The sequence below is a fragment of the Bradyrhizobium sp. CER78 genome (assembly GCF_029846235.1).
In the GTDB taxonomy this organism is placed as follows: Bacteria; Pseudomonadota; Alphaproteobacteria; order Rhizobiales; family Xanthobacteraceae; genus Bradyrhizobium.
Window position 1 is genome coordinate 527,698 of sequence record NZ_JARVWP010000003.1, and the last position, 14,839, is coordinate 542,536.

General features: G+C 65.6%; 14 protein-coding genes. 9 read left to right on the forward strand and 5 right to left on the reverse strand.

Annotated features, from left to right (window positions below):
• Positions 1–43 precede the first annotated feature (43 nt).
• Entirely contained in the window at positions 44–1,819 is a 1,776-nt protein-coding gene (aspS, locus tag QDT69_RS08435; RefSeq protein ID WP_279706121.1) for an aspartate--tRNA ligase, read from the reverse strand.
• 196 nt (positions 1,820–2,015) lie between these two features.
• Here aspS and QDT69_RS08440 point away from each other — a divergent pair, with 196 nt between their 5' ends.
• On the forward strand, positions 2,016–3,488 hold the full coding sequence (locus QDT69_RS08440; RefSeq protein ID WP_279706122.1) for a protein adenylyltransferase SelO family protein: 1,473 nt from the start codon (positions 2,016–2,018) through the stop codon (positions 3,486–3,488).
• Positions 3,489–3,583: 95 nt separating this feature from the next.
• Here QDT69_RS08440 and QDT69_RS08445 read toward each other — a convergent pair whose 3' ends face one another.
• Complete coding sequence (locus QDT69_RS08445; RefSeq protein ID WP_279706123.1) at positions 3,584–4,573, reverse strand: zinc-dependent alcohol dehydrogenase family protein; 990 nt, start codon at positions 4,571–4,573, stop codon at positions 3,584–3,586.
• Between the two features lie 104 nt (positions 4,574–4,677).
• On the opposite strand from QDT69_RS08445, the gene QDT69_RS08450 reads away from it, so the two are divergent.
• From QDT69_RS08450 to QDT69_RS08475, 6 genes are all read left to right on the forward strand, one after another.
• Complete coding sequence (locus QDT69_RS08450) at positions 4,678–5,577, forward strand: LysR family transcriptional regulator (protein WP_279706198.1); 900 nt, start codon at positions 4,678–4,680, stop codon at positions 5,575–5,577.
• A 117-nt stretch (positions 5,578–5,694) separates the two neighbouring features.
• Positions 5,695–5,907, forward strand: a complete 213-nt coding sequence (locus tag QDT69_RS08455; RefSeq protein WP_279706203.1) for a hypothetical protein — start codon at positions 5,695–5,697, stop codon at positions 5,905–5,907.
• A 17-nt stretch (positions 5,908–5,924) separates the two neighbouring features.
• Positions 5,925–6,434 (forward strand): NADH-quinone oxidoreductase subunit B, encoded by a 510-nt coding sequence (locus tag QDT69_RS08460; protein WP_246667325.1) that lies wholly within the window; start codon positions 5,925–5,927, stop codon positions 6,432–6,434.
• 65 nt (positions 6,435–6,499) lie between these two features.
• Positions 6,500–6,994, forward strand: a complete 495-nt coding sequence (locus QDT69_RS08465; RefSeq protein ID WP_279706124.1) for a DUF892 family protein — start codon at positions 6,500–6,502, stop codon at positions 6,992–6,994.
• 394 nt (positions 6,995–7,388) lie between these two features.
• On the forward strand, positions 7,389–8,603 hold the full coding sequence (chrA, locus tag QDT69_RS08470; protein WP_279706125.1) for a chromate efflux transporter: 1,215 nt from the start codon (positions 7,389–7,391) through the stop codon (positions 8,601–8,603).
• A gap of 68 nt (positions 8,604–8,671) precedes the next feature.
• Entirely contained in the window at positions 8,672–9,826 is a 1,155-nt protein-coding gene (locus tag QDT69_RS08475) for an acyltransferase (RefSeq protein ID WP_279706126.1), read from the forward strand.
• Between the two features lie 258 nt (positions 9,827–10,084).
• Here QDT69_RS08475 and QDT69_RS08480 read toward each other — a convergent pair whose 3' ends face one another.
• Positions 10,085–10,783, reverse strand: a complete 699-nt coding sequence (locus QDT69_RS08480; RefSeq protein ID WP_279706127.1) for a hypothetical protein — start codon at positions 10,781–10,783, stop codon at positions 10,085–10,087.
• Positions 10,784–11,310: 527 nt separating this feature from the next.
• Between QDT69_RS08480 and rnd the strand changes: the two genes are divergently transcribed.
• Positions 11,311–12,459 carry a ribonuclease D gene (gene rnd / locus QDT69_RS08485; RefSeq protein WP_050425945.1) on the forward strand — a complete coding sequence of 383 codons (1,149 nt, stop codon included), beginning with the start codon at positions 11,311–11,313 and terminating at the stop codon, positions 12,457–12,459.
• A gap of 340 nt (positions 12,460–12,799) precedes the next feature.
• Positions 12,800–13,003 carry a cold-shock protein gene (locus QDT69_RS08490; protein ID WP_021079877.1) on the forward strand — a complete coding sequence of 68 codons (204 nt, stop codon included), beginning with the start codon at positions 12,800–12,802 and terminating at the stop codon, positions 13,001–13,003.
• Between the two features lie 95 nt (positions 13,004–13,098).
• On the opposite strand, the gene purN is transcribed toward QDT69_RS08490, so the two are convergent.
• Both purN and purM read right to left on the reverse strand, forming a co-directional pair.
• Positions 13,099–13,749, reverse strand: a complete 651-nt coding sequence (purN, locus tag QDT69_RS08495) for a phosphoribosylglycinamide formyltransferase (RefSeq protein WP_279706128.1) — start codon at positions 13,747–13,749, stop codon at positions 13,099–13,101.
• Complete coding sequence (gene purM, locus QDT69_RS08500) at positions 13,746–14,819, reverse strand: phosphoribosylformylglycinamidine cyclo-ligase (RefSeq protein ID WP_279706129.1); 1,074 nt, start codon at positions 14,817–14,819, stop codon at positions 13,746–13,748. The genes purN and purM overlap by 4 nt, the downstream gene beginning before the upstream one ends.
• Positions 14,820–14,839 lie beyond the last annotated feature (20 nt).

A 14,839-nucleotide genomic window follows, 5' to 3' on the forward strand; every position in this document is an offset into this window, starting at 1 on the left:
TTTCGCTTCGCTCCATCCGGGCTACCGCTCCTTGCTTCCCCCGCTAGCTCTTCGACGGCAGGTTGGTTTTGATGTGCAGCTCCTTGAGCTGCTTCGGCGTGGCTTCCGACGGGGCGCCCATCAGCAAATCCATGGCCTGCTGGTTCATCGGGAACAGCGAGATCTCGCGCAGATTGTTGGTGCCGCAGAGCAACATCACAATGCGGTCGAGACCGGCCGCCATGCCGCCATGCGGCGGGGCACCGTACTGGAACGCGCGGTACATGCCGCCGAAGCGGTCGATGACCTCCTGCTCGCCATAGCCGGCGATCTCGAACGCCTTCACCATCGCTTCCGGCTTGTGGTTGCGGATGCCGCCGGAGGCGATCTCGTAGCCGTTGCAAGCGATGTCGTACTGGAACGCCTTGATCGTCAGCGGGTCCTCCGACGTCAGCGCGTCGAGGCCGCCCTGCGGCATCGAGAACGGGTTGTGCGAGAAGTCGACCTTCTTGTTCTCCTCGTCATACTCGTACATCGGGAAGTCGACGATCCAGGCGAGCTCGAACCGGTCCTTGTCGATCTGGTTCAGCTCTTCGCCCAACTTGGTGCGCGCGAGGCCCGCGAACTTCCAGAATTTTTCCGGATCGCCGGCAACGAAGAACGCGGCATCGCCTTCCTTGAGGCCGAGCTGATCGCGGATCGCAGCCGTGCGCTCCGGGCCGATGTTGTTCGCCAAGGGACCCGCGCCCTCGCCGCCCTCGCGCCACATGATGTAGCCGAGGCCGGGCTGGCCTTCGCCCTGCGCCCAGGAGTTCATGCGGTCACAGAACGCGCGCGAACCGCCGCCGGTGCCGGGAATGGCCCAGACCTGGTTCTTCGGGTCTTCCAGCATCCGCGCGAACACCTTGAAGCCGGAGCCGCGGAAGTGCTCGGAGACGTCCTGCATCACGATCTTGTTGCGCAGGTCGGGCTTGTCGGAGCCGTATTTGCGCACCGCGTCCGCGAATGGAATCCGCGGCCAGTTCCTGGTCACCGGCTTGCCCTTGGCAAAGTCCTCGAACACGCCCGTGATGACCGGCTCCATCGCCGCGAACACGTCGTCCTGGGTGACAAAGCTCATCTCGACGTCGAGCTGATAGAACTCGCCCGGCAGGCGGTCGGCGCGTGGGTCCTCGTCGCGGAAGCACGGCGCGATCTGGAAGTAGCGGTCGAAGCCCGACATCATCAGCAGCTGCTTGTACTGCTGCGGCGCCTGCGGCAGCGCATAGAACTTGCCGGGATGGATGCGCGAGGGCACCAGGAAGTCGCGCGCGCCCTCCGGCGACGACGCCGTCAGGATCGGGGTCTGGAATTCGAAGAAGCCCTGCTCCTTCATCCGCTTGCGCATGGAGTCGACCACCGCGCCGCGGGTCATGATGTTCTGGTGCAGCTTCTCGCGACGCAGGTCGAGGAAGCGGTACTTCAGCCTGATGTCCTCAGGATATTCCTGCTCGCCGAACACAGGCAGCGGCAGCTCGGCCGCCGGGCCCAGCACCTCGATCTCCCTGATGTAGATCTCGACCATGCCGGTCGGCAGTTCGGGATTGTCGGTGCCGGCGGGGCGGCGGCGGACCTTGCCGTCGATCCGCACCACCCATTCCGAACGGAACTTCTCGACCTCGGCGAACGCCGGCGAGTCCGGATCGGCCACGCACTGGGTGATACCGTAATGGTCGCGCAGATCGACGAATAGCACGCCGCCATGGTCGCGGACCCGGTGGACCCAGCCTGAGAGCCGGACCGTCTGGTCGATATCGCTCTCACGGAGCGCGCCGCATGTGTGTGACCGGTAGCGATGCATTTTCGTTCCAAAACTGATGTCGGAGGGTCGAATCGCGACAGGGCCAAAATGCCCTGTCCGAAGTTGCGGAGGGTTTACCCGACGAGGCCGGGTGCGGCAACCAATGGAACGCCGCCTTTTCGGGCCAAACTGCAGATTTTCCGCACCGAGGCTGGCAATCGTTTGCCTATTCGGCCCGCGGGCCTATCTTCCCGATATGACCATCCATTTCCCGTTCCAGAACACCTATTCGGCGCTGCCGGCGAACTTTTTCGCTCGGGTCGCGCCGACCCCCGTGGCTGCCCCCCGGCTGATCAAGCTGAACCGGCGGCTCGCGGTCCAGCTCGGGCTGGATCCGGACCTGTTGTCGACGCCTGAAGGCGCCGAAATCCTCGCCGGCAAGCGCCTGCCTGACGGCGCCGACCCGATCGCCATGGCCTATGCCGGCCACCAGTTCGGGCACTTTGTTCCCCAGCTCGGCGACGGCCGCGCCATCCTGCTCGGCGAGGTCATCGACAAGGAGGGCGTCCGCCGCGACATCCAGCTCAAGGGATCAGGTCCCACCCCGTTCTCCCGCCGTGGCGATGGCCGCGCCGCGCTCGGCCCGGTGCTGCGCGAATACATCGTCAGCGAGGCCATGTTCGCCTTGGGCATTCCGACCACCCGCTCGCTCGCCGCCGTCGTCACCGGCGAGCCGGTGATGCGCGAGACCGCGCTGCCGGGCGCGGTCTTGACCCGCGTCGCCTCGAGCCACATCCGCGTCGGCACCTTCCAGTTCTTCGCTGCCCGCGGCGACACCGACGGCGTGCGCGCCCTCGCCGACCATGTCATTGCGAGGCACTATCCCGAGCTGAAGGATACCGCGCAGCCCTATCATGCACTGCTCGCCGGTGTCGTCGCGCGGCAGGCGTCGCTGGTCGCGCGTTGGCTCCTGGTCGGCTTCATCCACGGCGTGATGAACACCGACAACACCTCGATATCGGGCGAGACCATCGACTACGGCCCCTGCGCCTTCCTCGACGCCTACAACCCGGCGCAGGTGTTCTCCTCGATCGACGAGATGGGCCGCTACGCCTACGCCAACCAGCCGCGCATCGCGTTGTGGAATCTGACCCGGCTCGCCGAATGCCTGCTGCCGCTGTTCGACAGCGAGCAGGAGAAGGCCATCGAGCAGGCGCAGACGATCCTCGGCGAATTCCCGGAAAAGTTCACCGCGGCCTATCAGGCCGGGCTGCGCGCCAAGGTCGGCCTGTTCACCGCGCACGACGGTGACGAGGCACTGATCCAGGACCTGCTCGACGCGATGGCCAAGAACGCGGCCGACTTTACCCTGACCTTCCGCCATCTCGGCAACGCCGCAGCCGACGACGCCGCCGACGTCCGCGCGCAGTTCACCGATCCCCCAGCGTTCGACGAATGGGCCGGCCGCTGGCGCGCGCGCCTCGCGCTGGAGCCGCAAAGTGCGGCCGAGCGCAAGGCGGCGATGGGCGCCGTCAATCCGGCGTTCATCCCGCGCAACCACCGCATCGAGGCGGTGATCCAGGCCGCCGTGAACAACGACGATTACGAGCCATTCGAGGAGTTGCTGACGGTGCTGGCAAAGCCGTTTGAGGAACAGCCGCAGTTCGCCGCCTACGCCGAGCCGCCGCTGCCCGAGCAGATGGTGACGCAGACATTCTGCGGGACGTGAGCCCTGCTTCGTAGGGCGGATTAGCAAAGCGTAATCCGCCGCACCGCTCGATCCGCAATGGCGGGTTACGCCTTCGGCTAACCCGCCCTACGCACTCACACGGTCACCACGATCTTGCCGAACTGCGCATTCGACTCCAGGAAGCGATGCGCCTCCACGATCTCCTCGAACGGAAACGTCCGCGCGATGATCGGCTTCAGTGCGCCGTCCGCCAGCCCGTCGAGGACGAACGCCTTCGCCGCGGCGAGCCGCGCGGGATCCTGAACAATCTCGTGCACGCGGTAGCCGCGCAGGATCAGGCTCTTGCTCAGCACGGTGAACAGCGGAAACGGCGTCGGCTCGGGGCTGAGCCCGCCATACTCGATCAGGATGCCGCCATGCGCCATCGCCGCTGTCAGCGGCACGAAGACGGGGCCGCCGACCGGGTCGAGCACGACACGAACGCCGTCCGGGCCCGCAATCTGCTCCAGCCTTGATTGCAGGTCCTCCTCCGCGGACGCGATCACATGCGCGGCACCGGCGTCGCGCAGCGCCTGCGCCTTGGCTGAGTTGCGCGTGACCGCGATCGGGATCGCGCCGATGCGATTGGCGATCTGGATCGCTGCGAGCCCGACGCTGCTCGATGCTGCCGTGATGACGGCGAACTCCCCGCGGCCAAGCTTTGCAATGTCGATCAGGGCGCCATACGCCGTGAGATATTGCATCCACACCGCGGCCGCCGTCTCGAACCCCAGCGCCGGCGGATGCTTGACGACCAGCTCGGCCGGAAACGCCGCGAGCTCGGCATAGGCCGGCCATCGCGCCATCGAGATCGGCGGCACGATGCTGACGGCATCCCCTGGCGCGAAATCAACGACGCCCTCACCGATCGCCGCGACAAGGCCGGCGGCTTCGAGGCCGAGGCCGGACGGCAACGCCGGCGTCTCGATATAGGTCCCGCTGCGCATCAGGGCCTCGGCACGGTTCAGTCCGAGCGCCTTGATCCGGATCTGGACCTCGCCGCGCGCAGGCGGCGCGATCGCAAGCTCCTCGATGCGCAGCACCTCGGGACCACCAATTTGATGAAAGCGAACGACACGAGTCACAGGCAACACTCCAAAACAGTTGAATTGAATGGAGCTATGCCAAGGCCAATTCGGCGGATAAATCATCCCGCAGACTGAACAGTCAAAACCGGGAGTTTCGAATGATGGACCGCCTGACCAGCATGGCCGTCTTTCTCAGGGCGGTCGATCTCGGCTCCTTCGCCGCCGCTGCGGAGGCGCTCGAGATGTCCGGCCCGATGGTCGGCAAGCATGTCAGCTTCCTCGAACAGCGGCTCGGCGTTCGCCTGATCCACCGCACCACACGGCGCCAAAGCCTGACTGAGTTCGGCCACGCCTATTACGAGCGCTGCCGCGCCGTGCTTGCCGAAGCGGAGGCCGCTGACGCCATCGCGGCCGACGCGTTGTCCGAACCGCGCGGCCGGCTCAAGGTGACCATGCCGGCACTGCTCGGCCGGCACTGCGTGGCGCCGCTGCTGCTCAAGCTCGCGCAGAAATATCCGGCGCTGGAGCTCGATCTTTCGTTCGGCGATCCGGTCGCCGATCTGATGGAGGGCGGCTACGACCTTGCGATCAGAACTGGCGATCTCAGCGAGCAGGCCAGCGTGATCACGCGGCGCATCGCGCGCCAGCGCATGGTGGTGTGCGGCTCGCGCGCCTATCTGAAGGCCCACGGCCGGCCGCGCACGCTCGACGAGCTCGGCCAGCACCAGGCGATCGTCTATCGCCGCCTGGGCCGCGCGCGCCCGTGGCTGTTCCCGCGCGACGGCGCGCCGCCGCGCGAGGTCTGGCCGGCCGGGCGGCTCAGGCTCGACGATCTCGAAGCGATCGCCGACGCCGTGGCGCGCGGCATGGGGTTGGCGTGGCTGCCCTCCTGGCTGGTGCGCGAACGCCTCGAGCGCGGCGCGCTGGTCCAGGTTCTCGGCAACGAAGGGGAACTGCCCTACGACTGCCACGCGCTGTGGCTGCCGACGCCACGGCTGCCGCTGAAGGTTCGGCTTGCAGTGGACGCGCTCGCCGCCGCGCTGCCGAAGCTCGTGGCGTAGCGCCACGCTCCTGATTTGTTTGCAACGATTTCACGCGCTCATCGTTGGCCGGACAGCGTGGAACGTGCGGCCTCGTTCGATCGAGGTTCCGTTCCGCAGAGATCATGGAGCGCCAGCATGGGCCAGAACGACCTGAAAACTGACGACCTGAAAACCGCGATCGCGCGCAGCAATCCGAACGGCATCGAGCCGCCATTTTCCGAGGACGATCTGCAGCGCCAGCAGCTGGGGCCACGCGGCGTGCCGGGAGCGCCGGATCCGGCGAAAATGACTCCGCAGCGCGCGAAGAAGACGCCGACCAATCCCGATCGCGGCGGCCATACCACGTAACGCGCGGAGGAACCGCGATGGCGATAGCAGAATACCAGACCTGGTTCGAGGACCGCCGTTACGAGCTTGGCGACCGCGGCTATTTCGTCGCCCCGTTCGACGATCTCGTGACCTGGGCACGCTCGGGATCGATGATGTGGATGACGTTCGGGCTCGCCTGCTGTGCGATCGAGCAGATGCAGGTGTCGATGCCGCGCTACGACGTGGAACGCTTCGGTGCCGCTCCGCGCGCTTCGCCGCGGCAGTCGGACGTCATGATCGTCTCGGGGACGCTATGCAACAAGATGGCCCCCGCCTTGCGCAAGGTCTACGACCAGATGCCGGAACCGCGCTATGTCATCTCGATGGGCTCCTGCGCCAATGGCGGCGGCTATTATCACTACTCGTACTCGGTCGTGCGTGGCTGCGACCGCATCGTGCCGGTGGATGTCTATGTCCCGGGCTGCCCGCCGACCGCAGAGGCGCTGCTGTACGGCATTCTGTTGCTCCAGAAGAAGATTCGCCGCGCCGGCACGATCGAACGATGACCCGATCCGGTGGACGGCGCCCTGAACGGCGCTCGCGCGCCGCGACAAGCGAGAAAGGTTTCAACATGAAGATCACGAGCTTCAAGGACATGTATGTCGCCGAGCTCCAGGAACTCTGCAGCGTCGAAGACCAGCTCGCCGTAGCGCTGGCGCGGATGGCGGAGATCGCCGCGCATCCGTCGCTCAAGGATGCGTTCGGCCGCCATCACCGCGAGACCATCGTGCAGGGCGAACGGCTGAAATCGCTGCTGCGCATGCATGGCGGCGATCCGCTGGAGCACACCGACCAGGCGATGCAGGCGCTGATCCGCGAGACCGCGAAAATGGTTTCGCTGCTGCCCGACGACAATCTGCGCGATGCCGGCCTCCTCGCCTCGGCGCAGAAGCTCGAGCACTATGAGATTGCCGCCTATGGCAGCGCGGCGGCCCTCGCCGGCCAGCTCAATCTGCGCGACGACCAGCGGCTGCTACACGACAGTCTGGAAGAAGAGCGGCACTGCGACACGCTGCTGACGGCGCTCGCCAAGGGCGAGATCAATCAGGACGCGCTGGCCGCGTAAGGCGCGGATCTGCCCTCATGTGAGCGTTAACTCACCCTGCACCATGCCGGGAGGCTCGCGGCGGTAACCATAAGGCTTAACAGCGCGTCAACGCTCCCCCAACAAGTCTAACTGTTTCTGATGGGGGAGAACGGCCCGTGGACGCATTCGCATTCGAATTTATGGGATTGGCGATGATCGCGCTGTGTCTCGTCGTGCTGGCGATGCCTGCGGCGCGCCGGCCGTCGAAGAACATCCGCTACGAGTGAGCCATCGCGACGGCCACGGTGTTCGTCGCACGGCGCCCGTCCATCTCGCTGTAACCGGATAATATCGCGCTCAGGCGTCACCAAAACGCGATATCCTTGCCCTGATGAGTCCTGACGCGGGACGCAAGCCAGGGAATTGACGGCGCTTGAACGAGACCGACGTCCAGCACTCCGACACGACGCCCTCCGCCGCGCATTCGCCGCGCGAGGTGCTGCTGATTTTCCTCAAGCTCGGCGTGACCTGCTTCGGCGGTCCGATCGCCCATATCGGCTATTTCCGCGACGAGTTCGTCACCCGCCGGCGCTGGCTTGACGAGCAGGCCTATGCCGATCTGGTCGCGCTCTGCCAATTCCTGCCCGGCCCCGCCAGCAGCCAGGTCGGCTTTTCGCTCGGCCTGATGCGCGCTGGCTATCTGGGCGCGCTGGCGGCCTGGACCGGGTTCACGCTGCCGTCGGCGATCGCGCTCGTGCTGTTCGCCTTTGGCGCGCGCGGATTGAGCGGCCCTACCGGCGCAGGCTTGGTGCATGGGCTCAAGCTCGTCGCGGTGGCGATCGTGGCGCAGGCGGTCTGGGGCATGGCGCGCTCGCTCTGCCCCGACCGTGAGCGCGCGTCGATCGCGACGGTGGCCGCGCTCATGATCCTCACAAGTTCGTCGTCGATCGCGCAGATCGGCGCCATCATTCTGGGCGCTATCGCCGGGCTGTGGTTCTGCCGCGCACCACCGGCCAATGGTGTCACGCATATCGCGATGCCGGTGTCGCGCCGCGTTGGGATCGCCGCGCTGATCCTGTTCCTCGCCCTGCTGGTCGGACTGCCGCTCCTCGCCCGCGCATGGCCCGGCCTCGGCCTGTTCGAGGCCTTCTACCGCTCCGGTGCGCTGGTGTTCGGCGGTGGCCATGTCGTGCTGCCGCTGCTGCGCGAAGCGGTGGTGACGCCGGGCTGGATCGGCGACGATGCGTTCCTCACCGGCTATGGCGCCGCACAGGCCGTGCCGGGCCCGCTGTTCACCTTCGCTGCCTATCTCGGCGCCGTGATCGGCGGCGTACCGGGTGCGATCGTCGGCCTCGTCGGCATCTTCGCGCCGGGAATTCTCGTCCTGCTCGCAGCACTGCCGTTCTGGGATCAATTCCGCAAGCAGCCGGCGGCGCAGGCGATGATGCGCGGCGTCAACGCCGCCGTGGTCGGCATCCTCGGTGCCGCGCTCTATAATCCTGTGTGGACCAGCAGCGTGCAGCGTCCGCTCGATGTCGGCATCGCGTTGGCCGGTTTCGTGCTGCTCACGGCCTGGCGGGCGCCGCCGCTGGCGGTGGTCGTCCTGAGCGCGGTCGCCGGCGTCGCCACCGGGCTCGTGCAATCGTGAACGGCCCTCAACCGTTTCGCCGGCCGGATTAAGGACGCCTTCACGGCTGGCGGTCAAAATACCGGCATATGCCAAATGTTTCTAAACATGCGGATCCGACCCGTGTTCCCGTGCTGGACCTGCTGCGGCTCGCCGCGGTCGGGGCCGTGATCCTGTATCATTACGGCTTCTGGGGCCCCGCATCGCACGGCGCGCAAATGGTGGCGTTGCCGTACCTCACCCCGGTCGCCCAGTACGGCTTCCTCGGCGTCCCCGTGTTCTTCGCGATCTCCGGCTTCGTCATCGCCTATTCGGCGGAAGGCCGCACGCCGGTCGGTTTCGCGATCGCCCGCTTCAGCCGGATCTATCCGACCTTCGTCATCTGCATGACGCTGACCTTCCTTGCGACCCTGCTGCTCGGCCACACTTGGTTCCAGGTGACGTCGGGGCAGTGGCTCGCCAACCTGTTCATCGCAGCGCCGATGCTCGGCCAGCCCTACATGGACGACGCCTACTGGTCGCTTGTGATCGAGGTCGTGTTCTACGCCTGGGTCGCGCTGCTGCTGGCCTGGGGCATCTTCCCGCGGCGGATCGACACCATCATCGTGGCGTGGATCGCGATCACCTTCGCCAACGAGCTCACACTCGATGTTCCCCTGTTCGAGAAACTCTTCATGGCCGACGACAGCGGCTTCTTCGCCGTCGGGCTCCTGATCTATGAGCATTACCGCGGACGGCGCGACACCAGGCTCTACAGCCTGCTGACACTGGCGATGGGCACCGCGACGTTCCAGGCCGTGCACAAGCTGGAGCGGCTCGGCGTCCACACCCATGGCAGCTTCGATCCGCGCGTCGTCACCGCGATCTGCATCATCTCGCTCGCCATCGTGTTTGCCGCCACGCGTATCAAGTCGGTGCCGCTGCCGGACGGTCTGGTCAGGGCCATCGGCGGCATCACCTATCCGCTCTATCTGCTGCATCTGCAGCTCGGCTACGTGATCCTGCTGCTGATCACGCCAACGCCGGACGCGTTCTCGACTGCGTTTGTCGTGGCATGCATGGTAGCACTTGCGTGGTTCGTCTGGCGTTTCCTCGAAGCTCCCGCGCATTATCGCGTCAGAGACAAGCTCACGCTGCTGGCCTCACGGTACGGATGGCCCTCGCGCATTCGCGCGGACGAACCGCGGATTGATCCGGGCAACATCGCCGCGTCGGTCGAGGCCGGACGAATCGCCAATCATTGATCCCGCCGCAGCGCAGGCGCTCGCAGCAACCTCCCTCGTCATTCCCCGGTGCGCAATTGCGCACCTGAGGGCTCGCGAAGCGAGAGCCCGGAATCCATTCATCCACGCGGTTTGCGGCCCAATGGATTCCGGGCTCAGCCCTTCGGGCTGCCCCGGAATGACGGGAGGATGGAGGCGCGCCGCTATCACTGATATGCCCGGCGGCGCGCAACAGCGCATTGCGCCAGTCCAGCCGTTGCCAAGGCAATTCTTCGCCCCTCAGCGCCTCGCCCAGCGATTGCTCGCCCATCCGGCGCAGAACACCGCATCGGCACTGTCGGGAATGGTCTGCGCGAACCATCGGTCGACGTCCGGCGAGGTCTGGGTCGTCGGCTCATCGCGATAGCGCAGCTGGCCATAGGCGCCTCGCATCGCCATTGTCGCCTTCTCGATGGCCTGGCGCGGATACAGGATGGCAGCCAGGCTGAGACAGAGTTCGTCGAGATCGGCCCCATGCGTCTCGGCCGGAATGGCCGGCACGACACTTCGGCACTGCGCGCGGCCCAGGACGTAGATGACGGGATTTCGCGTCCGCCAGCACAGGCAGAATTCTGCGGGCGCCGCCGGGTCGCCGAACTCCGCCGCCATCGCGGTCTCGAACATCTGCTTGAAGAAGCCGCTGCCGCGATAGGTGTCCCGGACCGCGGTGCCTGACAGATAGATCACCGGCGTGCCGCCAACGGCCAGACGCTGGATGATCATGTAGGCCACGCATGCGCCGCCGTGATGACGCAGGACGATGCCGTGGTCGGCCTTGAACGGCGAGTGCTGGCGCGACCAGAATCTCTCCGCCGTCAGCCAATTGGTTTCGATGATGCTGTTGATGTCGTCGAGCACGGCATCGCGGCGATGCTCCGGGACGTCAGAGGCGATCTGAAACAGCTCGCTGGTAACAGCCTCGGCTTGCGGCGAGATCAAGGTGGCGGGTCCTTTCGTAATTCGACTTCAGGTTGCTTGTGCAACGTACGGCACGCGTGGCCAGCCTGACTAGTCTGCGCTCCTGGTTGCTCCAATCGCCAATTCCCAATTTGCCCGACGGCGCAAATGATCGCAGCAACGCGAGCGCCCGATATCGACTGCCTCTGGAGTACTGGATCACCCGCTTTCGCCGGTGATGACATCGCGTGTTTGGGACCTTGAATCGAGAACCATCCCCACCGCCGTCCTGGCGCAAGCCAGGACCCATTACCCCAGATGCGAATTGCTGCACGATGCCGGGGCCTCGATCCCTACGACGACCAAAACCGGCGGTTATGGGTCCCGGTTTTCGCCGGGACGACCGACGAATTCGCGGCGCGGTCAGGCTGAAAACACCCTCGAATCGCGCCCAATCAATTCAAAAATGCCCTGTCCCTCACCCCATGCAGGGCCAAAATCCCTGCAAGACCCTTGACATAGCTGCCCTTTCGGCAGAACGCGTGTGGTCAAGCCGTCATGGACATTTCATGGATCTGATTAGCACGACCTCCGACCTCGCCGCCGCCTGTGATCGGCTCGCCCAACACAAGGTCATCACCGTCGACACCGAGTTCCTGCGGGAGACGACCTACTATCCCCTGCTCTGCGTCGTGCAGATGGCGAGCGCGGATGAAGCCGTCGTGGTCGACGCGCTGGCGCCCGGCATCGACCTCAAGCCGTTCTTCGAATTGATGTCGAACGAGGCTGTGCTCAAGGTGTTTCACGCCGCGCGGCAGGACATCGAAATCGTCTGGCACCTCTCCGGCACGATCCCGCATCCGATCTTCGACACCCAGGTCGCGGCCATGGTGCTCGGCTATGGCGACAGCATCGCCTATGACCAGCTGGTCGATCGCGTCACCGGCCACCGCCCCGACAAGACCCATCGCTTCACCGACTGGTCGCGCCGTCCGCTGACCGAAGAGCAGCTGCATTACGCCGTCTCCGACGTCACCCATCTGCGCGAAGTGTTCGCGGCGCTCGATGCCGATTTGCGCAAGCGTGACCGCAGTGACTGGGTCAGCGAGGAGATGGAGATCCTGACCTCGCCGAAGACCTACGACTTCCATCCCGAACGCGCCTGGGAGCGGCTCAAGACCCGCGTACGCAAGCCGCGCGAGCTCGCGGTGCTGATCGAGGTCGCGGCCTGGCGCGAGCAGGAGGCGCAAAGCCGTGACGTGCCGCGATCGCGCGTGCTCAAGGACGATGCGGTCGGCGACATCGCCACCCACGCGCCGACCTCGCTGGAGAAGCTCGGCAACCTGCGTTCGCTGCCAAAGGGTTTCGAGCGCTCGAAATGGGGTGCCGACATCATCGCCGCGGTGCAGCGCGGGTTGGCCCGCGACCAGGCGACGCTGCCCAAGCTGGAAAAGCCCAGAAACAATTCCAACGGTGCGGCGACTGTCGAGCTGCTCAAGGTGCTGCTCCGCATGACGTCGGAACGCCACGGCGTCGCCAGCAAGGTGATCGCCACCGTCGACGACCTCGAGCAGATCGCGGCCAGCGATCAGGCCGAGGTCGGCGCCCTGCACGGCTGGCGGCGCGAATTGTTCGGCGAAGCGGCACTCAAGCTCAAGCACGGCCAGCTCGCGCTCGCGATCGACAAGGGCCGCGTCGTGCGGGTGGATCGGGGCTAGCGCACCAGGTTCCATCCGACCGTCGGCCAGTGGCCGAACGCCTTGGGCCTATAGTTCGACCGGCACAGGCTGAGGTTGCGTCAGGCAAAACCACCGCGCTTGCTAACGCGCAATTTTCGTGTTGCAATCCCTTCACAATCGGATTGCGGCCGTTCGACTGTGCGTTTCACGACGTTTCTATCCAAGGCTTCAAGAGGCGGCTTCGAGAGGCGAAACTTCGGACTTGAAGACTTTGGATCTGAAGACCCGGGAATTGTACAGACAACGGAAAGCCCGCTTGTGGCGTGGCACGTGGAAAACGTGGCCGCGTCTTTTTTATGTCTAGACTGGGAGAGAGACGATGCCGAAGGGTACCGTCAAATGGTTCAACCCGACCAAAGGTTATGGGTTCATCAAGCCGGCCGTCGGCGACAAGGATGTGTTCGTCCACATCTCGGCGGTCGAACGCGCAGGCCTCAGCACACTCAACGAGAACCAGACCGTCGAGTACGAGCTGGTGGAAAACCGCGGCAAGGCGTCGGCAGAGAACCTCAAGGTTCACTGAACTTCGCTGCTCGCGGAATTCATCCTGATGCCTCCCCCGGCCGCATCACCCGGGGGATACTTCTCAGGGATTTCGTTTGGCGCAGGCGACGCGCCTTAAGGCGCCGGCGCGATCAATGTGCTGCCGGTTGCGGCGCTGCCCTGCGTCCTGCAGCGATCGCCTTCGAGCTTGAGCCGGCCGCTCGCCAGCAGCCGCAACGCCTCCGGATAGATGCGATGCTCGATTCCGATCACGCGTGCGGCGAGCGTCTCGGGCGTGTCATCGTCGGCCACAGTCACCGCACCCTGCATCACGATCGGTCCGGCATCGGTCTCCGGGATCACGAAATGCACCGTCGCGCCGGACAGCTTGACCCCTGCACGCAACGCTTGGCCGTGCGGGTCGAGGCCGGGAAAGCACGGCAGCAGCGAGGGATGGATGTTGAGCATCCGCCCGTACCAGTGCCGCGCGAAGTCGGCCGTGAACAGCCGCATGAAACCGCCGAGGCAGATCAGCTCGACCCGGTTGTCGTCGAGCGCCTTTTGCAGCACCGCCTCGAAGCCCGCGCGATCCTTGCCGAACGGCTTGCTCGCGATGACGACGGTGGGAATGCCGCTGGCGGCCGCCTTCTCCAGCCCGGGCGCGTCGGCGCGGTTGGAGATCACGACCGCGATCTCGGCCGGAAAGTCCGCAGCCTTCGCAGCCTCAATCAACGCGGCCATGTTGGAGCCGCGGCCGGAGATCAGGATGGCTGTGCGGCGCTTCATCGCGAGAGATCGAGATGACCGTGATAGACCACGCGATGCTCGTCCTTCGCCTCGATCACCTCGCCGAGCAGCGTCACGGTCTCGCCGCCGGCGGTGAAGGCCTCGGTCACCGCATCGACCGCATCGGCCTTGACGATCGCGATCATGCCGATGCCGCAGTTGAAGGTGCGCAGCAGCTCAATCTCGGCGATGCCGCCCTGCTCGGCCAGCCATTTGAACACCGGCAACACCGGCAGCCGCGCCAGATCGATGCCGACGCCGAGATGCTTCGGCAGCACGCGCGGAATATTGTCGGTGAAGCCGCCGCCGGTGATATGGGCGAGGCCCTTCACCGCGCCCGTCTCGCGGATCGCGCGCAGGCAGGATTTCACATAGAGCTTGGTCGGCGTCAGCAGCGCCGCGCCGAGCGTCATGACCGGTGCGAACGGCGCCGGCGCGTCATAGGCCACGCCGGATTGCTCGACGATCTTGCGCACCAGGGAGTAGCCGTTGGAGTGCACGCCCGAGGAAGCAAGGCCAATCACGGCGTCGCCGGCCGCGATATCCCCGGTCGGCAGCAAGGTGCCGCGTTCGGCCGCACCGACGGCGAAGCCGCCGAGGTCGTAATCGCCGTCCTTGTAGAGCCCGGGCATCTCGGCGGTCTCGCCGCCGATCAGCGCGCAGCCGGATTCGCGGCAGCCCTCGGCGATGCCGGCGACGATCTGCGCGGTGGCCTCCGGATGCAGCTTGCCGCAGGCGAAATAGTCGAGGAAGAACAGCGGTTCCGCACCCTGCACGACAAGGTCGTTGACCGACATCGCGACGAGATCGATGCCGATGCCGCCGTGGATGCCGGTCTCGATCGCGATCTTCAGCTTGGTGCCGACGCCATCGGTCGCGGCCACCAGGACAGGATCCTTGAAGCCCGCGGCCTTGAGGTCGAACAGCCCGCCGAATCCGCCGATCTCGGCGTCCGCGCCGGGCCGTGCGGTCGCCCGCACCATCGGCTTGATCAGATCGACAAGACGATTGCCGGCGTCGATATCGACACCCGAATCCGCGTAGGTGAGCCCGTTTTTGCGCTCGGTCATGCCCAATTCCAGATGGTTAG

Excerpts from the sequence above, each read along its gene's own strand:
- aspS (WP_279706121.1), bottom strand. The coding sequence starts at position 1,819 with ATGCATCGCTACCGGTCACACACATGCGGCGCGCTCCGTGAGAGCGAT.
- QDT69_RS08440 (WP_279706122.1), top strand. The coding sequence starts at position 2,016 with ATGACCATCCATTTCCCGTTCCAGAACACCTATTCGGCGCTGCCGGCG.
- QDT69_RS08450 (WP_279706198.1), top strand. The coding sequence starts at position 4,678 with ATGGACCGCCTGACCAGCATGGCCGTCTTTCTCAGGGCGGTCGATCTC.
- QDT69_RS08455 (WP_279706203.1), top strand. The coding sequence starts at position 5,695 with ATGGGCCAGAACGACCTGAAAACTGACGACCTGAAAACCGCGATCGCG.
- QDT69_RS08460 (WP_246667325.1), top strand. The coding sequence starts at position 5,925 with ATGGCGATAGCAGAATACCAGACCTGGTTCGAGGACCGCCGTTACGAG.
- QDT69_RS08465 (WP_279706124.1), top strand. The coding sequence starts at position 6,500 with ATGAAGATCACGAGCTTCAAGGACATGTATGTCGCCGAGCTCCAGGAA.
- QDT69_RS08475 (WP_279706126.1), top strand. The coding sequence starts at position 8,672 with ATGCCAAATGTTTCTAAACATGCGGATCCGACCCGTGTTCCCGTGCTG.
- rnd (WP_050425945.1), top strand. The coding sequence starts at position 11,311 with ATGGATCTGATTAGCACGACCTCCGACCTCGCCGCCGCCTGTGATCGG.
- QDT69_RS08490 (WP_021079877.1), top strand. The coding sequence starts at position 12,800 with ATGCCGAAGGGTACCGTCAAATGGTTCAACCCGACCAAAGGTTATGGG.
- purN (WP_279706128.1), bottom strand. The coding sequence starts at position 13,749 with ATGAAGCGCCGCACAGCCATCCTGATCTCCGGCCGCGGCTCCAACATG.
- purM (WP_279706129.1), bottom strand. The coding sequence starts at position 14,819 with ATGACCGAGCGCAAAAACGGGCTCACCTACGCGGATTCGGGTGTCGAT.